Source organism: Anabaenopsis tanganyikae CS-531, from assembly GCF_029891675.1.
Taxonomy (GTDB): Bacteria; Cyanobacteriota; Cyanobacteriia; order Cyanobacteriales; family Nostocaceae; genus Anabaenopsis; species Anabaenopsis arnoldii.
Genome location: NZ_JANQDF010000162.1, coordinates 1 through 16,939, shown reverse-complemented (window position 1 = coordinate 16,939; position 16,939 = coordinate 1). Strand labels below are relative to the sequence as shown.

Annotated in this window: 10 protein-coding genes and 2 pseudogenes; 1 reads left to right on the top strand and 11 read right to left on the bottom strand. The window is 44.8% G+C overall.

What is annotated here, in order from left to right:
• Window positions 1-115 precede the first annotated feature (115 nt).
• The 5 genes and pseudogenes from NWP22_RS15675 to NWP22_RS15655 all read right to left on the bottom strand — a co-directional run bounded on the left by NWP22_RS15675 (window position 116) and on the right by NWP22_RS15655 (window position 9,645).
• Window positions 116-2,635 (bottom strand): metallophosphoesterase, encoded by a 2,520-nt coding sequence (locus NWP22_RS15675; RefSeq protein WP_271733566.1) that lies wholly within the window; start codon window positions 2,633-2,635, stop codon window positions 116-118.
• Window positions 2,636-2,746: 111 nt separating this feature from the next.
• Window positions 2,747-6,370, bottom strand: a complete 3,624-nt coding sequence (locus NWP22_RS15670) for a choice-of-anchor I domain-containing protein (RefSeq protein WP_271733567.1) — start codon at window positions 6,368-6,370, stop codon at window positions 2,747-2,749.
• Window positions 6,371-6,582: 212 nt separating this feature from the next.
• Window positions 6,583-6,840 (bottom strand): annotated as a pseudogene (locus NWP22_RS15665) (arginase family protein); the annotation flags it as partial.
• A 519-nt stretch (window positions 6,841-7,359) separates the two neighbouring features.
• Complete coding sequence (locus NWP22_RS15660; RefSeq protein ID WP_271733580.1) at window positions 7,360-8,385, bottom strand: agmatinase family protein; 1,026 nt, start codon at window positions 8,383-8,385, stop codon at window positions 7,360-7,362.
• A gap of 111 nt (window positions 8,386-8,496) precedes the next feature.
• Window positions 8,497-9,645 carry a carboxylate-amine ligase gene (locus NWP22_RS15655; protein WP_271733568.1) on the bottom strand — a complete coding sequence of 383 codons (1,149 nt, stop codon included), beginning with the start codon at window positions 9,643-9,645 and terminating at the stop codon, window positions 8,497-8,499.
• Window positions 9,646-10,047: 402 nt separating this feature from the next.
• On the opposite strand from NWP22_RS15655, the gene NWP22_RS15650 reads away from it, so the two are divergent.
• A complete protein-coding gene (locus NWP22_RS15650; RefSeq protein WP_271733570.1) occupies window positions 10,048-11,004 on the top strand; it encodes a ribonuclease Z in 957 nt (318 codons plus the stop codon).
• A 431-nt stretch (window positions 11,005-11,435) separates the two neighbouring features.
• Here NWP22_RS15650 and NWP22_RS15645 read toward each other — a convergent pair whose 3' ends face one another.
• From NWP22_RS15645 to NWP22_RS15620, 6 genes and pseudogenes are all read right to left on the bottom strand, one after another.
• Entirely contained in the window at window positions 11,436-12,128 is a 693-nt protein-coding gene (locus NWP22_RS15645) for a J domain-containing protein (protein WP_271733571.1), read from the bottom strand.
• 16 nt (window positions 12,129-12,144) lie between these two features.
• Window positions 12,145-13,107, bottom strand: coding sequence for a cysteine synthase A (gene cysK, locus NWP22_RS15640; protein ID WP_271733572.1), 963 nt, complete (start codon window positions 13,105-13,107; stop codon window positions 12,145-12,147).
• 38 nt (window positions 13,108-13,145) lie between these two features.
• Window positions 13,146-13,583 (bottom strand): RrF2 family transcriptional regulator, encoded by a 438-nt coding sequence (locus tag NWP22_RS15635; RefSeq protein WP_271733573.1) that lies wholly within the window; start codon window positions 13,581-13,583, stop codon window positions 13,146-13,148.
• A gap of 182 nt (window positions 13,584-13,765) precedes the next feature.
• Window positions 13,766-15,538: an iron uptake porin gene (locus NWP22_RS15630; RefSeq protein WP_271733574.1), complete on the bottom strand. Its 1,773-nt coding sequence runs from the start codon at window positions 15,536-15,538 to the stop codon at window positions 13,766-13,768.
• Between the two features lie 359 nt (window positions 15,539-15,897).
• The gene (locus NWP22_RS15625) at window positions 15,898-16,179 is read right to left on the bottom strand and encodes a 4a-hydroxytetrahydrobiopterin dehydratase (RefSeq protein WP_271733575.1); all 282 of its coding nucleotides are present in this window, start codon (window positions 16,177-16,179) and stop codon (window positions 15,898-15,900) included.
• Window positions 16,180-16,770: 591 nt separating this feature from the next.
• Window positions 16,771-16,939 (bottom strand): annotated as a pseudogene (locus tag NWP22_RS15620) (photosystem II D2 protein (photosystem q(a) protein)); the annotation flags it as partial.

The following is a 16,939-nucleotide window of genomic DNA, read 5'->3' as shown; positions in this document are numbered from 1 at the left end:
TAAAGATGTCCTGTTTTGAACTAACAACTGACTGATAGGGGCTAAGGGGAGACCCCGGACTTCTATAGGATTTGTGGTCACATGAAAAAATGTGGTCAGAAGTCCGGGTTCTGATTTAAGAAAAGACAAACTGACTGGAATCGTTGAGATTGAATTGGGCTATATTGACCCCTTCGATGAGGGCGATATCTGTACCACCAATTTGAATGAGGGTGTTACTATTTTGACTGGATAGACTGACTTGGTTGACGGTAATACCACCCATACCGATGCGGTCTATACCTAGTTGAAAATCTTTGACGACATTGGGTGCATCGGGTAGGGAACCGCCAACTACTAACCAGAAGTTATCAGCACCAGCGCCGCCCCAGAGTAAATTATTACCACCCAGTCCGGCGTAGAGACTGTCATTACCATCGCCACCGAACAGGCGATCGCCTACGGTAGAATACAATTGGTCATCACCGGAACCACCATAGAGGCGATTATGACCATCGGGACTAGAGCGCAGCACATCCGGACTGGAACCACCAAACAGCATTTGTCCCCGTCCTTCGGCTACCTGTAAGGTGTCGTTGTCAGCACCACCTAGGAGGATGTTAGCGTCACTGGCTTCCACAACCCTCAAGGTATCTTGACCGCGACCGCCATCTAAAACGCTGGTACTGGCTGGACCTTGAGTACCAATCATTAAGGTGTCATTCCCATCTCCACCGTTAGCTAAAGATACACTGGCTACCATGATGGTGTCATTACCGTTCCCGCCTAAAACTTCTATATAGGAAACTTGGCTGGCATCAACTACGTCATCACCATGACCGGAAAATACTGTTTTCAGGGGTTGATTACGGTTTAAAACAATGTCGTCAGATTCCGCAGTACCAAAAATTAAAGGATTGGGGTCTAAGGGGGCGGTGGCTATCCTACCTTGTGTATCTGCTAAGAACAAAATCTCATCACCATAAACCCGGCGTTCTGTGTTGATTAAGTTGTACTCAGCATCTAGGATAGGGAAAACATAGACTGGAGTCATGAGGACTTTAGCACTGGCTCCCCCAGCAGGATTAAGGCGCTCTAGGTTTACTTCCAGGTGACCGTAGTGCTTACCACCATCAATAAGTTGTGGTACTCCGTCAATCTGTTGCCATAATTCCCCTTCTCTTTGGTCAGCTGTCCACTGGCTAAACTCGTTATAATTAAGTAGAGGTTTATCTAAACCGGAGCCATCCCGTTTTTGTCCCCTCAAGCCATCACCAGCTACCCCAACATCGTAATAGCTTACGCCAATCCCATCGCCATCCTCATCAACAAAGCTGCGCTCGAACATCTCACTATGACCAGACAAGACGGCAGCTACCCCATATTGCTCAAACATACTATGGTACTGGCGCATGGGTGTTCCTGCTTGTCCAGTGGACAGGACATGATTCATCGGTTGACCATGTTCCCCACTGCTGTAAGGTACATGATGAAACTGCGCAAAAATAATCTGTCCGTGGCTGCGAGCATCATCAAGTTGTTCCATGACCCAGTTCCACTGAGTGCTACCAGGATTGAAATCAGCTAAATCAGTTCCCCCAGCAGCTTCATACTGCTCACGGGTGTAGTTTTCCTGAGTGTCCGTTCCCGTCCCTGTATATTCCCTACCGCTGATTTTGGGGGGTTGTCCTTGTCCACCATAGTTAGATCGGCGGTCATCCGGCTCCCCATTAGAACTATCTAAGGTGAGGATAGTTACTGGACCGTAGTCAATGCGATAATAATTACTCCGATGCTCAGGAGTGCCGTTGTCAGGGGAATCAAAGTAAACATCATACTTATCCCGCCCAAACTTGGGACCAAATCGACCATCGGCATCTGTACCATAGCCGCCATTGAGAGCGCCAAAGTTCTCCCAGTTACCTAAAGCTGGTAATATAGGGTACTGAGATAAACCGCTATCATATTCCCCGGCGTTGTGTCTAAAAAATTCATCCCACGCGGGTTGATAGCCGCCTCCCTGTACTAGGTCTCCGGGCATGACCAAAAAGTCAGGGTGACGACTGTTAACTACGGCTAAGTTTTGCTGGTAGCCTTCTGTTTCTGTGAGGGCATAACGTAAGGTTTGAGAAGCCCCAGAGCCAGATGTGCCAAAGGTGTCAGCCCACTGACTATTACTAAGTGCGGGGCGTTCTATAGAATTAGTTGCTAAAGCACCGGGTTGCCATTCCCGATTAGTAACCCTTCCCTGGGGTTCGGTTTCGCTGTCAGACATGGCTATAAAGCGAACGCTAGACCAATCTGTATTACTAGGGGCGGTTTTAAAGGTAGAGGTAAAAGTTTCACTCCCCTGGGTAACTGTGTAGTTATAGGTCTGACCTGGTAATAAACTTTGTATGTCTATACTGTGCTTATAGTTGTTGTCACTGATTAACCAAGAACCCGGCTCTAGTCCAGAGATATTTTGATTTTTCTCAGCTGTAGTATAAGCCAAGAGGGGTTGAAAGACGGGGGTACTAACCAAATCCAGGGGGTTATTTAAACCCAGTCCGGTTATGGTTAATCTCCCTGGTATATCTTGTTGGGTAAACCAGGTGATGTAAATCCCTTCAGATGATGGATTTTGCAAATAGGGGTTAATTCTAAATTCAGACATGGTGTAAAACCTCCTTGGGTAGTGTTTTCACTTTTAGCTACGGGGAGATACCGGACTTCTACGAGACTTGTGGTGACATGGGGAAATGTGGTGAGAAGTCCAGTATCTGGTTTAAGCAAAGACAAACTGACTGGAATCGTTGAGATTGAATTGGGCTATATTGACCCCTTCGATGAGGGCGACATCTGTACTACCTACCTGAATGATGGTGTTACCATTTTGACTTAATAAACTAACTTGGTTGGCGGTAATACCACCCATACCGATGCGGTCTATACCTAATTCAAAGTCTTTGAGGACATTGGGTAAATCGGGTAGGGAACCGCCAACTACTAACCAGAAGTTATCTGCACCTTGACCGCCCCAGAGTAAGTTGTTACCACCCTGTCCGGCGTAGAGGCTGTCATTACCATCGCCACCAAACAGGCGATCGCCCACAGTAGAATACAATTGGTCATCACCGGAGCCACCATAGAGGCGATTATGACCATCTGGACTAGAGCGCAGCACGTCCCGACTGTCACCACCAAACAGCATTTGTCCCCGGCCTTCTGCTACCTGTAGGGTGTCATGGTCAGCACCACCGAGGAGGATGTTAGGGCCGTCGGCTTCGACAACTATCAAGGTATCTTCACCCCGACCGCCATCTAAAACGCTGGTACTGGCTGGACTTTGAGCACCAATCATTAAGGTGTCGTCACCATCTCCACTGCTGACATTGCTGTCACTACCCACCAAGATAGTATCGTTCCCCTTACCGCTATATATTGCATTACTAACAGCTTGACTCCCATCTACCTGGTCATCTCCATCCCCGGTAAAGACGGTAATACCTGATTGGTCGCTGGTTAATGTCAGGTCATCTGCACTAGGGGAACCACTAATCACAGTTACTGCCTCTTTGATTAGGTCAATATCTGTGATCACAGATACTACATCGTTACCTTCACTAGAAGCAATCACTCCCTGGAGTTTACCTGTGGGTGTGGTTAGAAAAGCTATTCCCTCAATGCGATTGGCATCGGGGAAAATGATGGGATCAACTGCTACCACGTTGTATGGATCAGTGATATCAAAAACAGCCGCTACGCTGGTAGTGGTGCGTTCAAGGGCTACTAAGGCATGGGTGCGTCCATTAACAGTCACTACTTCCACCATCTCTGGCTCAGTGCCCTTGTCATCATCACGATTAGAAGCCATGAGTCCCAGACTGTTGGCTAGTTCTTCGAGGGCATTACCGCTGTCAAATACAACATTACCCTTGTCATCGAATATGCGTAAAGAGCGCGAGCCGATAGTGTAAGCCTGGTCGATTAATCCATCACCTGTAATATCACCATAATTGTTGAGTAGATTTAGTCGGGTACGGACACCGGGGTCTGGATCATATGAGAGGTTTAGGAGTTCTACACCAGGATGGTTACGGAAGGAATTATTATTGATAGGAGTACTACTATTAGCCCTGGTAAGGTCATAAAAAATATTACCTTCATCTGGGGGATATTCCCGGGAGTCACCCTCTCCTGCTGCGAGGATGAAAGTGCGTCCCTGTGAGTCGGTATACGTAGCCAGTCCATCGGGCATGGTCAATCCGTAAACTTTTAATCCGGGGAGAGGCCTGTAGATGTTTGTGTCGTTTGGTCCATCGCGATCAGAACTATCCAACCCCATGGAGTTAAAGGTAACAACTGTGAAGCTGTTACCACTAGCACCCTCAGTACCAAAGTCATTGTCATAGTTAATTACTAAAGCCCCGTCATCCCGCAAAGCCAGACCTTCTGGTTTATCGTAGGCTAATGTACCGCCAATGGAGGGCAGGTTAAAAAGTTCTACTTTATGTGCTAGACGAATACCAGCACCAGCCAGAGTGTCCGCAGTGGATATGCTGTAAACACCATCTACTAAGGTGCGGCGATTATCTAGGAGTTCGGGCTGGGCTACACCTATGAGGTTAGTCCAACCATCTGTTAAGGTGATTTCTAAGGTATTAGTGGCACCACGCAGATCTACCTCATAGATGTGTTTAAGTCCGTTGAGATTGCGATTACTGTCCCGCTCAATGACGTAGAATACATTTTTGACGGGATCGAATACGGCATCACCGAGTTTGTCCTGGTTGGTGCGGCCACTGAGGAGATAGAAATGCTCTGTTTGAGGAATCCCTGTTGCTGGATCAATAGCTAGGATGCGGATGAGTTCTGAGCGGCTGCGGGAAGGTCTACCCTCTTGATTAATATTGTCAAGGGGACTCTGCATGAAGGCATAGAGGAGTCCGTTGTTGGAGTTGAAGGACATGGCTTCAATTCCCCGGTTTGGCCAGCGATTACCGTAGATAGCTGGTAGAGTATCAATGGTTTCCGCACCGATTACTACACCGTGTTGCTGTTGGAGCAGCGCCTTTTGTCCGGCTGGAATATAGCGCTGAATTAAGTTACCGGTGGTAAAGTCAAATAGAGCAATCTGTCCACGGTACTCATCGCCCACTGCGAATACTTTACGTTCTACTCCCTCAATGGTAACGGTGAAGACTCCCACGGTTTCTGAGTCAATACCGAAGGGGTCATAGGGGAGGTCTTGGTTATTGCTATCGATGGGGATATCATCCTTGACAGCCAGCTGAGGTAGTCCAGTCAGGGGTGCCCCATCTTGTCGATTTAAACCAATCTTGTCTAATTCTGTAATTTCTCCTGTTCCCCGATTCATCCCCAATTTGTAAATGGTGGGTTGGAAATCGGGGTCTAAGAATTGCCGCTTACCATCCACAAGGTCACCATTGGGACCGCGATCAGTGATGGAATAATAAACGTCAAGTGGTTGTTCATTAATGGTTTCTACCCGGTCAAACCAGAGTCCAGAGAGTCCACCCGCCAGAACTCCTTCAGGAAGGTTATTATCTCCCATGGCGTAACTCAGGGAGTAGTTAAAATTATCTGCACTGGGGCGACCTCGTTCCCAATCCTGAATACCTGCGGAGAAGATATTGGTGATTTGTGGGGTGTCTGTACTCAGGTCTAGTACTGCGATCGCGTTATTCTCTTGTAAGGAGATGTAAGCTGTGTTACCATCCGTAGTGATGGCGATCGCCTCTGGTTCCATGTCTTGAGCTAGGGTGGTGGTAACATCGGGGCGACCACCAATGCGAATACCACGGTTAATTAATTCTTCCTTGCGACCTTCCCATGGGCTAAAGTCGATGGTTTGAACATTGGCTTGGGTAGGTGCTTGGGGTGTGGAAGAAAGATAAGCGCTGGTATCGATAACTGAGATGGAACCTACGGGGTCAATTGCGTATTGATTGTCAGGCTCCCCTTCATTAGTCACCAGTAGCTTTGTACCGTCGTTGTTAAATTTCACCATATCTGGCAATGCACCCACTGTTACATCAGTGAGGAACACAGGTAGCACTGGATTAGTGAGGTCGTAGAACTGGACAAAGCCCGGTTCCGTCTTCACCGGATTTTGCACCGCCACGGCTAGCAGCCGGCCAAACACTGCCACGCTTTGTAGGGTATTACTGTTGTCTGACGGGGTAGCCACAGCCACTGCTCTGGGGTTAGAGGGGTCAGTCAGATCACTTACCACAATCGCTCCTGATCCACCACCGACTGTGTAGAGGATACCGCTTACAGGGTTGTAGGCAGATATCTCAGCGTTCGCTCCTAGTGAATCAAGGTTGAGAACGCCATTAATCCCTTCTAGGGGAGGGGTGATGTTGTTAAAAATGAGGTTAGACATAGTGGGTTGAGCAGAATTTAAACTTGCAGTAATGGGGTCTTGCAACTGATCAATGATCTGTGCGGGCTATGTTTTGCCCGTCAACTGTCAACCGGTATATTATGCAAGTTAAAAATTAAGCAGTTATTATTAAGTCGTTAAGAAGTCTTTAAGTCACCAAGTGGATAAGCATCGCGTAAATCTACGTGATCATCAATATGTAAAACGCCTTACTTGGGATACTTATTGGCTAATGCTGGGAAGTAACCTAAAGGTACACTATGATCACCACCAATAACTGCAACACGCTTACCCTGGTTCATTGCTGTTTGACACTGGGTGAATAACCATTGATTGAGTTGTTTCCCCGCTTGATTAATTTCTGTGAGTACGGGAGTTAAATCGGGTGTATTTGTCAATGGTTGACCTTATGCTAGTCTTTTAATGATTTTAGCTGCAAAAGTACGATAATATACATTTTTTTTAAACATTACTCCATGTATACTGTATAATATAAACTTTTCTTGTGAGTTGGCTATGAAAAATACGACACCGCCCCCGCCCCCACCTTACAATTTTAACAATAATGATTTAAGGATTATTTGCAACGAGTTAATGGCGTTAAAAGCAGAATTAGCAGGTAAGATTTTTTGGACTGTTTTTTGGGCAAATATATTATCTGGGTTAGCCATTTTTATTGTTATATTGTTTATAGCAAATTTTATGGCAAATCTCGACTGAAAACTTATCAAACATCCTCTAAAAAGATGTTTGGAAACTAATGATTAGTCTATCAAATCTTGTTTCACCCCAACCTAACCCTCCCCTTATAAGGGGAGGGGACTGGATTTGATTGTTTTTTGTGTGTTGGGTGTGTTCCCTGTTCCCTGTTCGGTGTTCCCTGTTCGGTGTTCCCTTTTCCCTTTTCCCTAAGATAAAAATTACGGCTGAAAACTTCTCAAACAACCTCTAAGATTGGGAGAGGCTAACCCGACATTGAAATGCGCTCTCTAGTTTATTAAATTAGCCAGTTTGTAAACAATTCGCGCCCCCACGTTACCATCCCACTGCGCATTACCAACTTCGCAGACATCAAAACCAATAATTTGTCTACCGCTTTTGACTAATTCTCGGAATAAACAAAAGGTTTGCTCTAATTCTAATCCTCCGGGAACGGGTGTACCTGTATTTGGGCAAAGTTTGGGGTCAAGTCCGTCCACATCAAAGCTAATATAAACTTGTTCTGGTAAATGACTGATGATTTCTCGACATAAATCAAGCCAAGTGTTACCGGCGTAAAGTCTTTGTTTAAGAATAGGGTCGTAATAAGGGATAATCCGCTCATGAGATTGGTCAATTATGTTCACTTCCTCATGGCAAATGTCACGTAACCCTACCTGCACTAATTTAGATATCTGCGGTATTTTCAGGGCGTTAAACATGATAGAAGCATGGGAAAATTCAAACCCCTCATAAGCATCGCGTAAATCTGCGTGAGCATCAATATGTAAAATGCCGTATTTGGGGTACTTGGTAGCTAATGCTTGGAAGTAACCTAAAGGTACACTATGATCACCACCAATAACTGCAACCCGCTTACCCTGGTTCATTGCTGTTTGACACTGGGTGAATAACCATTGATTGAGTTGTTTTCCTGCTTGATTAATTTCCGTGAGTACGGGAGTTAAATCGGGTGTATTTGTCAGTGGTTGACCTTGTGCTAGTCGTTCAATAATTTTAGCTGCCAAGGTACGATAATATTCATTTTTTTGGAAAATATCCGGAGAAATTTCCATCATGAAAATTCCTTGTTTCCACCCATGAGGACGATCTAAATCGAATAAATCTACTTGTACAGAAGCATCAAGAATCTGTTGTGGCCCTTTTGCCGTACCTGCACCATAGGATACAGTTACCTCCCAGGGTACAGCAATGATCATCAAGTTAGCAGACTCATAGTCCGATGGCAATCCAAAGATATTACCATTGATTTCACCTACTCCACTGGGATTGTAGTCTGGCTGTTGAATATTCATTGTCTTGGTTTTACACCCACGGGTAAACTGTGATATTGTACCGGAATATTGTAACTTAAAACTCACGGCTGAGTTACAGCGCATTTCATCTGTGTACCTACATATAAGCCTCTATGGGTATACATCTGTGGATGAGGTTGTTAATTCCTCTTCTAGTTCTTGCACCAAAGAAGCAACTACAGCTTTTAAAGAACCTGTATTTTCAAAGACTCGTCGCTGACGGGTATAACTAGCGCCGGTTTCTAATCTTTGCGCCAGTAGTTGCAAGTATGAACTTTCTCCCAAATTGTCAGCAGAGGGGGCGATCGCATCTAATATATCCCGAATTATATCGCCTATGGGTCTAGTGCCACCTTGCTCATTTTCGATGTAATTTGCATCTAAACCCCAGCGAGACGCTCGGAAAAAATTTTCTTTTTCCATTAACCAAGGTAGGGGGGACAACAAAAATCCTGTGTGTTTGCCTTGGGGGTAGTGGTAGAGGTATAATATGAGGGAGTGGATAAGGGACGCTAGGATGATGGACTCTTTTACCGTTGGTTGAGCATCCATGACTCTGATTTCTAAAGTTCCCAAGTCTGGCTGAGGTCGTAAATCCCAGTGAATGTCCCGGATAATCTGAAACATTCCGGCGTTTTGGGAGCTAATAAAGAATTGACAAAAATCTTTCCAGGTGGGAAACAACCCAGGAGTACCATAGGTTCTCGATGATGATAGGAAGCGGTGACGATAAGAAGCAAAGCCAGTATCACGACCCCACCAAAAAGGTGAACTAGCAGACAAGGCCAGTAAAATGGGGAGATAAGGTTGGAGCTTACCCATGATATCTACAGCTACATCACCGGATGGCATTCCCACATGAACTTGGAGAGCAAAGGTCATCATCATATCTGCGAGATAGCCCGATGCGGCTTGTTGGGCGAGATACCTGGGAGTGGGTGTAACATTGGTAAAGCGATCGCAAAATGGATGAGTACCAGAAGTACAGATATTCATCCCCAGATTCTGGCATTGCAGCTTAAGGTGAGAAAGAATAGCCAAAATATCAGTTTCTAACTCATGGATATTGAGGCACACTCTGGAACTAATTTCAACAGAGGCTTGCTGAAACTCTGGCTGGATGCAAGAATTTTTGGGGATGTGTGCCAACAAAGGTAAAATCCCATCTACCAATTGCAGGGTTTGGGGATTGAGCAATTGTAACTCAATTTCCATACCGAGAGAGAATTCAGAAGAACTTTTAAATTCTAAATCTGTCATCCCATCTTCCTCTGACTAGTACATCTGGCGTGACCTACTAGTTTAATGACTTTTTGTGTTGGGTGACTTCTACTTTAAAGGTGTTGACACTTCCCCTGACGCTCTTTCTCCCCAAAGGATGTAAGCGGTATAAATTCAATGGGTGTGTGGTTCCCTGATCTTGCGATTACCCGAAACTGGGTTAAACTGGGTTTACCATCTTGGTAATTCAGTTCTTGAAGGGGAGGAATTTGGTCACTGGGCGCTGCAGTCGCACAGGGAACGGGTTTGAGTGCAACGCTGTTAATACCAATGGCTAGGGAATGAATTGGATATCATCATATACGCAGCTAAGTGTTTTTCTCAAAAACCGTGCCAAGATAGAAAGTAAACAGTTTAGTCAAAGGAAGGCTAAAAAACACAGTGCAGATTACTTTTTTAGGGACGAGTTCTGGTGTACCTACGCGATCGCGCAATGTTTCGAGCATAGCGCTAAGATTACCCCAAAGGGCAGAACTATGGTTGTTCGACTGTGGCGAAGGGACTCAGCATCAAATTTTGCGGAGTGACCTGAAAATGAGTCAAATATCCCGAATTTTTATCACCCATCTGCACGGTGATCATATTTTTGGCTTAATGGGACTTTTGGCTAGTTGCGGGTTAGGTGGGAATGTGCAACGAGTTGATATCTACGGACCACCGGGATTAAATGAATATATCCAAACTGCTACGCGTTACTCACATACACATTTTTCTTATCCTATCAAGGTTCATGTTGTGCGTCCGGGAATTATTTATGAAGATAATGATTTTACCGTCAGGTGTAGCCCTTTACATCACCGCATTACAGCATTTGGTTACCGGGTTTCGGAAAAAGACCGCCCAGGAACCTTTGATATAGACAAAGCCAAAGCCTTACAAATTCCCCCAGGTCCGGTTTACGGTCAACTCAAGCGCGGTGAAATAGTCACACTCAGCGACGGAAGAGTAATTAAGGGTACAGAATTATGTGGACCTACAGAAATCGGGCGCAAAATAGCTTATTGTACAGATACAATTTATGCTGATGGTGCGGTAGAATTAGCACAAGATGCAGATGTGTTGATTCATGAGGCTACCTTTGCCCATCAAGATGCAGATTTAGCTTTTGAGCGATTGCATTCTACCAGCACCATGGCGGCGCAGACAGCTTTAATGGGTGGGGCGCACCGGTTGATTATGACTCATTTTAGTCCCCGATATGCTCCCGGTAACAGCATTGAATTAAAAGATTTACTCAATGAAGCCAGGGCAATTTTTCCTAATACACATATGGCTTATGATTTCATGACTTACAGTGTACCCAGGAGAAGGGAGGCTGTTGATCTCTGCACGCTTTGAAAAAGGTGGATTCCGATAGCTGGCGAGCCGTAGCCATACTGTTGTGTCCCAAAGTGGCTTTGACCGGTTCAAACAGTCCTACCCGCATCGACCTATTATGAGGTTGTACGGCTAGTTTAGGTCTTACTGGAAGATTTTACCTATTGAAGGCCGCTCAAGGCGATCGACTTGAGCACTGTGTAAAGCCCAATCACCTTGTGACATACTCACCGACCTTCTATGTCGGTGATTCTTGACGTTTCACTGCAACTTGCTACCGAAGTAGTCTTACAGTCGCTCCTCGCCCATTTCAAGTCGTGCGGATGCCCCATGCTGACAATCTTACATTATACTGTACTGCACGCTAAACACCAAGAGCTATGCAGGACAGACAAAAGCCGTCCTAGAAGGACGTTGCTGTGTATCCCACTCCTTTGGTCAAGAGTATGAACTCAACACAAATCTTGTACCTCCTTGTGTAATCTAGCAGCTATACGGAATAATTCTTGTCCTGTGTGCAGATAACGCTCATCATAGCTTAAGGGAAAATAGGCTAACTCTTCTATACCATCTGCTACTTGACCCAGACTGTGGTATAAATAAGCCGCCCTTTTAGCTAAACTGGGGGGATTTGGTAGGGAACGAAAAACAACTTGGGCTTGCTTCAGGTCTTCTCGACAGGTGTTTAAGTATTCTGCAAATTCCTCTAATAACTGATCATCAAAAGGATCCGCCGCTAGTTCCTCAACTTGATCTTCTAGAGAATAGAGAATCCGATCAAGCAGTTCATTGACTGGTTGATAAACCAACCGTAGCCATTCCTCAACCTGTTCATCAGCATCTCGTCCCGTTGGTCTAGTGGTTTGGTAACGTTGTTGACCCGGGCGTTGTTGATACTGACCATTTAATTTTTCCGAATTGTCTTGCAGTTGTTGGTCATACTGACGGCGATTTTGACTGTCTCTTAAGACCTCATAGGCTGCATTGATGCGAATAATCTGCTCTTTATCTGCTGTTTCCTGATTAATGTCCGGATGAAACAACTTCACCAAGCGGCGATAAGATTGCTTAATCTCCGCTTGGGTAGCATTGGCATTTACTTTGAGAGTTTCGTAATGGTTATAAACTTGTTTGGAATCGACCATGAATTTAATGTAACATTTAGCTGATGCTAGTGGCTACTTTAGCTTCCAAGTCTTGGAACAAAGGTGTACTTAAATATCTTTCTCCAAAACTAGGCTGAATCATGACTATTAAGCGCCCTTGATTCTCTTTTCGTTGTGCTACCCGAATGGCTGCACATAAAGCTGCACCGGTAGATATACCCGACAGTAGCCCTTCTTCTCTGGCTAAACGGCGACCATAGGCGATCGCATCGTCATCAGTAACAGTAACTACCTCGTCAATCAGTTGTACTTTGAGAACTTGAGGGATAAACCCAGCACCAATTCCTTGGATTTTATGGGGGCCTGGTCTTCCTCCTGATAATACTGGGCTATTGGTTGGTTCCACGGCGATGGCCTGAAAACTGGGTTTTCGGGCTTTGAGAATTTCCGCCACACCGGTGATTGTACCACCTGTACCCACACCAGCCACAATCATATCTACCTGCCCATCGGTATCTGACCAGATTTCCTCAGCTGTAGTTTCCCGATGTATTTTGGCATTGGCGGGATTGCGGAACTGCTGCAACATATAAGTATGTGGGGTAGTATCAACTATTTCCTGGGCGCGGCGAATTGCGCCACTCATACCCTCAATTCCCGGTGTTAGTTCTAATTCTGCCCCATAAGCCCGCAACATCGCCCGCCGTTCTCCGCTCATGGTTTCTGGCATAGTTAAAATTAACCGATAACCCTTAGCTGCTGCGGCCATAGCTAGAGCAATACCTGTATTTCCTGATGTGGGTTCTACCAATAAGGTCTTTCCCGGAGTAATCAAGCCTTCTGCTTCGGCCGCGTTAATCATACTCACCCCAATGCGGTCTTTGACTGAGGATGAGGGGTTCATACTTTCGAGTTTCACCAATATTTGGGCGACACATCCCTCCGCTTGGGGGATACGGTTCAGCTCTACTAGGGGTGTGCGACCAACTAATTCTGTAATGTTACGGGCTATTTTCATAATTATTGCTAATTTTCCTATTTATTTATCTGTGAAAACTAAATGTAGTACATAATATCCAATTGCCGACGGGAATCCCTTTTTTCACAAAGATCCTGAATTGTGTAGTTTTGTAACACTAAGTTTGCCGCTTGACAGGCTTCCTGCCAGATGTCTTTAATCACAGCAGTATCTATACTTTTAGGATTGCTGTCTTCTTCACAAGTCCGTATATCTAACCCTTCCAAACATTGTAAAACATCGAAAACTGTAATTTTCCAAGGTTCCCGCGTCAGAAAATAGCCACCTTTGGAACCACGTTGACTCTTGACTATACCCCCCCGTCTCAAAGTCGCCAGTAACTGCTCCAAATAGCGGTCGGGGATGCTCTGTTGGGCGGCGATTTGGCGAATTTGCATCGGTTCACCGCTTTGATAATGAGTTGCCATCTCGATGAGGGCGAGAATGGCGTATTCAGATTTACATGATAGTTCCACAAGCAGTAATTATGAGTAAGGGGTCAAGAAAAAGTTAAATAGAGTAATGACTCTTAACTTTTTCTAGTATACTCCGGTTCTCCACTGGGGTTTGCTCTTTAATTTCAGGGACAAGAAAAAGCCCCGGGTGATGGCGGGGCGCAATTAATTAAGGAGGAAATTTTGAGCAGATTTACCAGTTTCTAGAAATTGAAGGTGGTTCTGACAGTACCGATAAATACATCTTCGTTGTTACCGTTCTGTCCAGAGTTGGTCATCCAAATCACTCCGGGAGTGACTGAGATGTGATCAGAAATGCGATGCTTGTAGAAGCCCTCAACTTGGTATGGAATTTTGTCTAAGCCTTGCACTCTATCAAATGCGTGGGGTTGAGCACCGGCGAAGATCCCCAAAACGTTACCTCTTCTCCCGAAGTCAGGTAAGGCTATCCCAGCTCCATAACTCCAAATTTCGCTGTTGTCGTTATCACCAGAGCCTTCGACATCAGTATAGGACACAAAACCACTGATGGATAACTTTTCACTGGGTCTGAAGGCGGCGGAAGCACCGTAAGACTGAGTGGAAAAGGGGCTGCGATCGCCTGTTTGGTTGTTAATACCACCATAGTTTGCTACAGTAGTACCAACAATGGGTCGAGGCGAAGGACTCGCACCAAAAGGATCAAGTTTGGCATTAGACCCACTATCGAAGATAGCCGAACCTGTTCCGTGATACCCACGTACATAGGTAGCTGCTAGTGCCACGCGATCGCCAAGGTTGATGTTAAACTGTCCCAAAGCGCCATAGTTACCCTGGAAGATACCGGAACCGAGACTGGGATCATTAGGTTCTGATCCCAAGTAACCTACAGTTACGGAGCTATTGCTAAGGCCACCTTCACCAAAGGGTAAGGTATAAGCAAGACCTGCACCACCACCAATGCGATAAATAGGACTTTGAGCAGCAAAAGTAGTTAAAGCACCATTACCTCCGTCTGTACCATCAGCAAAGTAAGGGTTATTAACAGGTGCATAGTGGCTATGTTTACCACCATGAGCCGCAAGGTAAACTTGACCGCGACCGAGGGGAGCTTGATAGGTGAGTCTATCTATCTCAACATTGTTAGCACCGGTATTACCAATGTTAAATGTTTGCATACCTTCACCGCTTTTGGCGATGGCCGGTAAACCATCCGCACCCGCTGGGAGTTGTCCATCGTTACCTAGGTCAAAGTTATTAGAATTACCAGATACTAAACTGGTAGTCAAAACATCCCGACCAGTGAAGCTGCTATGTAAGCCTAAACGGACTCTGTTTTGAAAAACACCGTTGTTATTATCGCCAACTCGATCACCAAAGGCATCGGTAACAGCAAAAATTGCTTCACCAGTTAGCTTGGTAGTAGTGGAAAACTGATTAGCTTCCAACTCACTGGTGCGCCATTCTAGGGAATCTACACGACCGCGTATAGTTGCCAACTCGGCGGAAAATTCCTCTTGCAACCGCTCTAAGACAGCTAAGTCTTGTCTGGTCGCCATGTCAACGGTGGCTGTGGCGATCAACTCGTTAACCCTATCCAAACAGGCGTTTAAACCAGCCGCAAATTCGTAACGAGTTAAAACCCGGTTACCGCGATAAGTCCCATCTGGGTAACCTGTAATACAACCGTAGCGCTCAACTAAGGACTGCAACGCTTGAAATGCCCAATCTGTCGGTTTTACTTCATGAAAATCGGAAACCGATGTTACTTGGGAGAGAATTGTATTTTCTCCACCTTCATTGCTGTAGTTATTAACTTGGTTAATAACACCACTGTCCTGAGTTACGGGAGAAAACTCAGTAGCCGCTGGTTGTGGAATTGTAGAGAATTCAGTCGTAGTAATTGGGGCGGCGATTCCTGTTCCTGAAACTAATAAACTTGCGCCCAAAACTGCCGGACCAACCACCAGGGACTTCCGCAATATCATATTAGACATTTTAGCTTTTAACTCACACCTTGTATAGATAATTGTTGCTACATTTACCTCATGAATTAAACAATTTTTGTATTCATGAGATACAGTTGCTATTATCAAAAGTTTAGTTTTTACCTAGCTAATAACCTATTAATTCAAAACTTAAATTAATCTTAAATTAATGTGATTAACTAAGGCAAATACAAAACTCTATAGCTTACCATTATAATGCACCTGAAGTATATGAGAAGATATTAGCCCATAGCCTCATGAACTCTCACCAATATCTAAAAAAATGAGACGATCCGAGAAATTATATGTTCCCCGTTAGTCTCAATTATTGATATTACCTATAATTAGATCTGGTGAGCAAAAAACTTTTAACTGATTTGAGAAATTACCTCAGCTAAATCAAAATCCTTTTGTGTCAAGCCACCTGCATCATGTGTTGTCAAGGTGATATTGACTTTGTTATAGGAGATTCCTATGTCTGGATGATGTCCGGAAGATTCAGCAGGTTCTACCAGCTTGTTTACAAATTCCATCGCCGCAATGAAATCTTTAAATTTGCGGGTAGTCTGCAATTGAGAACCTGTAACTGTCCAACCTGACAAACGGCTGGACTGTGACTGAATTTCTACCTCAGTTAGTAATTGTGCCATATGAACAAATCCTGTTTACATTTTGCCTACAACTTGCACTAAATTATCTTTTGCTGATACTTTACCCTTTGATTCCTAAAACACAATTATCTAGGAATGATCAACAGGTTTAGTTGCTATGAATGTGCAAACTAACTGTAACGTAATTTTTATATTCAATTGAGCCAAAAACCATTGATAAATTTGAGAATACCCATAAAAAACTATCCGCTCTGATTTAGATCAGTTGATCTAATATCAGAGCGGTCTAGTGGGTCTTCAGATTGCAACCAGACTGCCGGAAGGAACTCCGATCTTTAGCCTAGTGACTTGAGCTAACTTAGTCTCTCAAGGTGACTAAGGCTAACTTTTAGAGAACAGCCCCGGCGCACAGCCGGCTAACTGCAACCTGATGACCCATGGTTATACTACTTTCGATCATGGGCATCACCTCCTTGTTGCCTAAGCGGTCTTAGTATCAAAAGGGCAGAGCATATGGCTCTGGGTTGTTAACCTCCACCCAATATAACACAGAATTTTAGTTAGACCAAAAAAAAATACCCCCGCTTGTGAGCGGAGGCCGAATGAAAAATCGAGAATGAGATTTTTATTTTAGAGTGCGTTACCGCGAGGTAGAACTTCCTCAGGGAATACAAATTGTTTGTGAGGCTGATCTTGAGGAGCCATCCAAGCGCGGATACCCTCGTTCAGCAAAATGTTTTTGGTATAGAAAGTTTCAAACTCTGGGTCTTCTGCTGCCCGCAATTCTTGGGAAACGAAG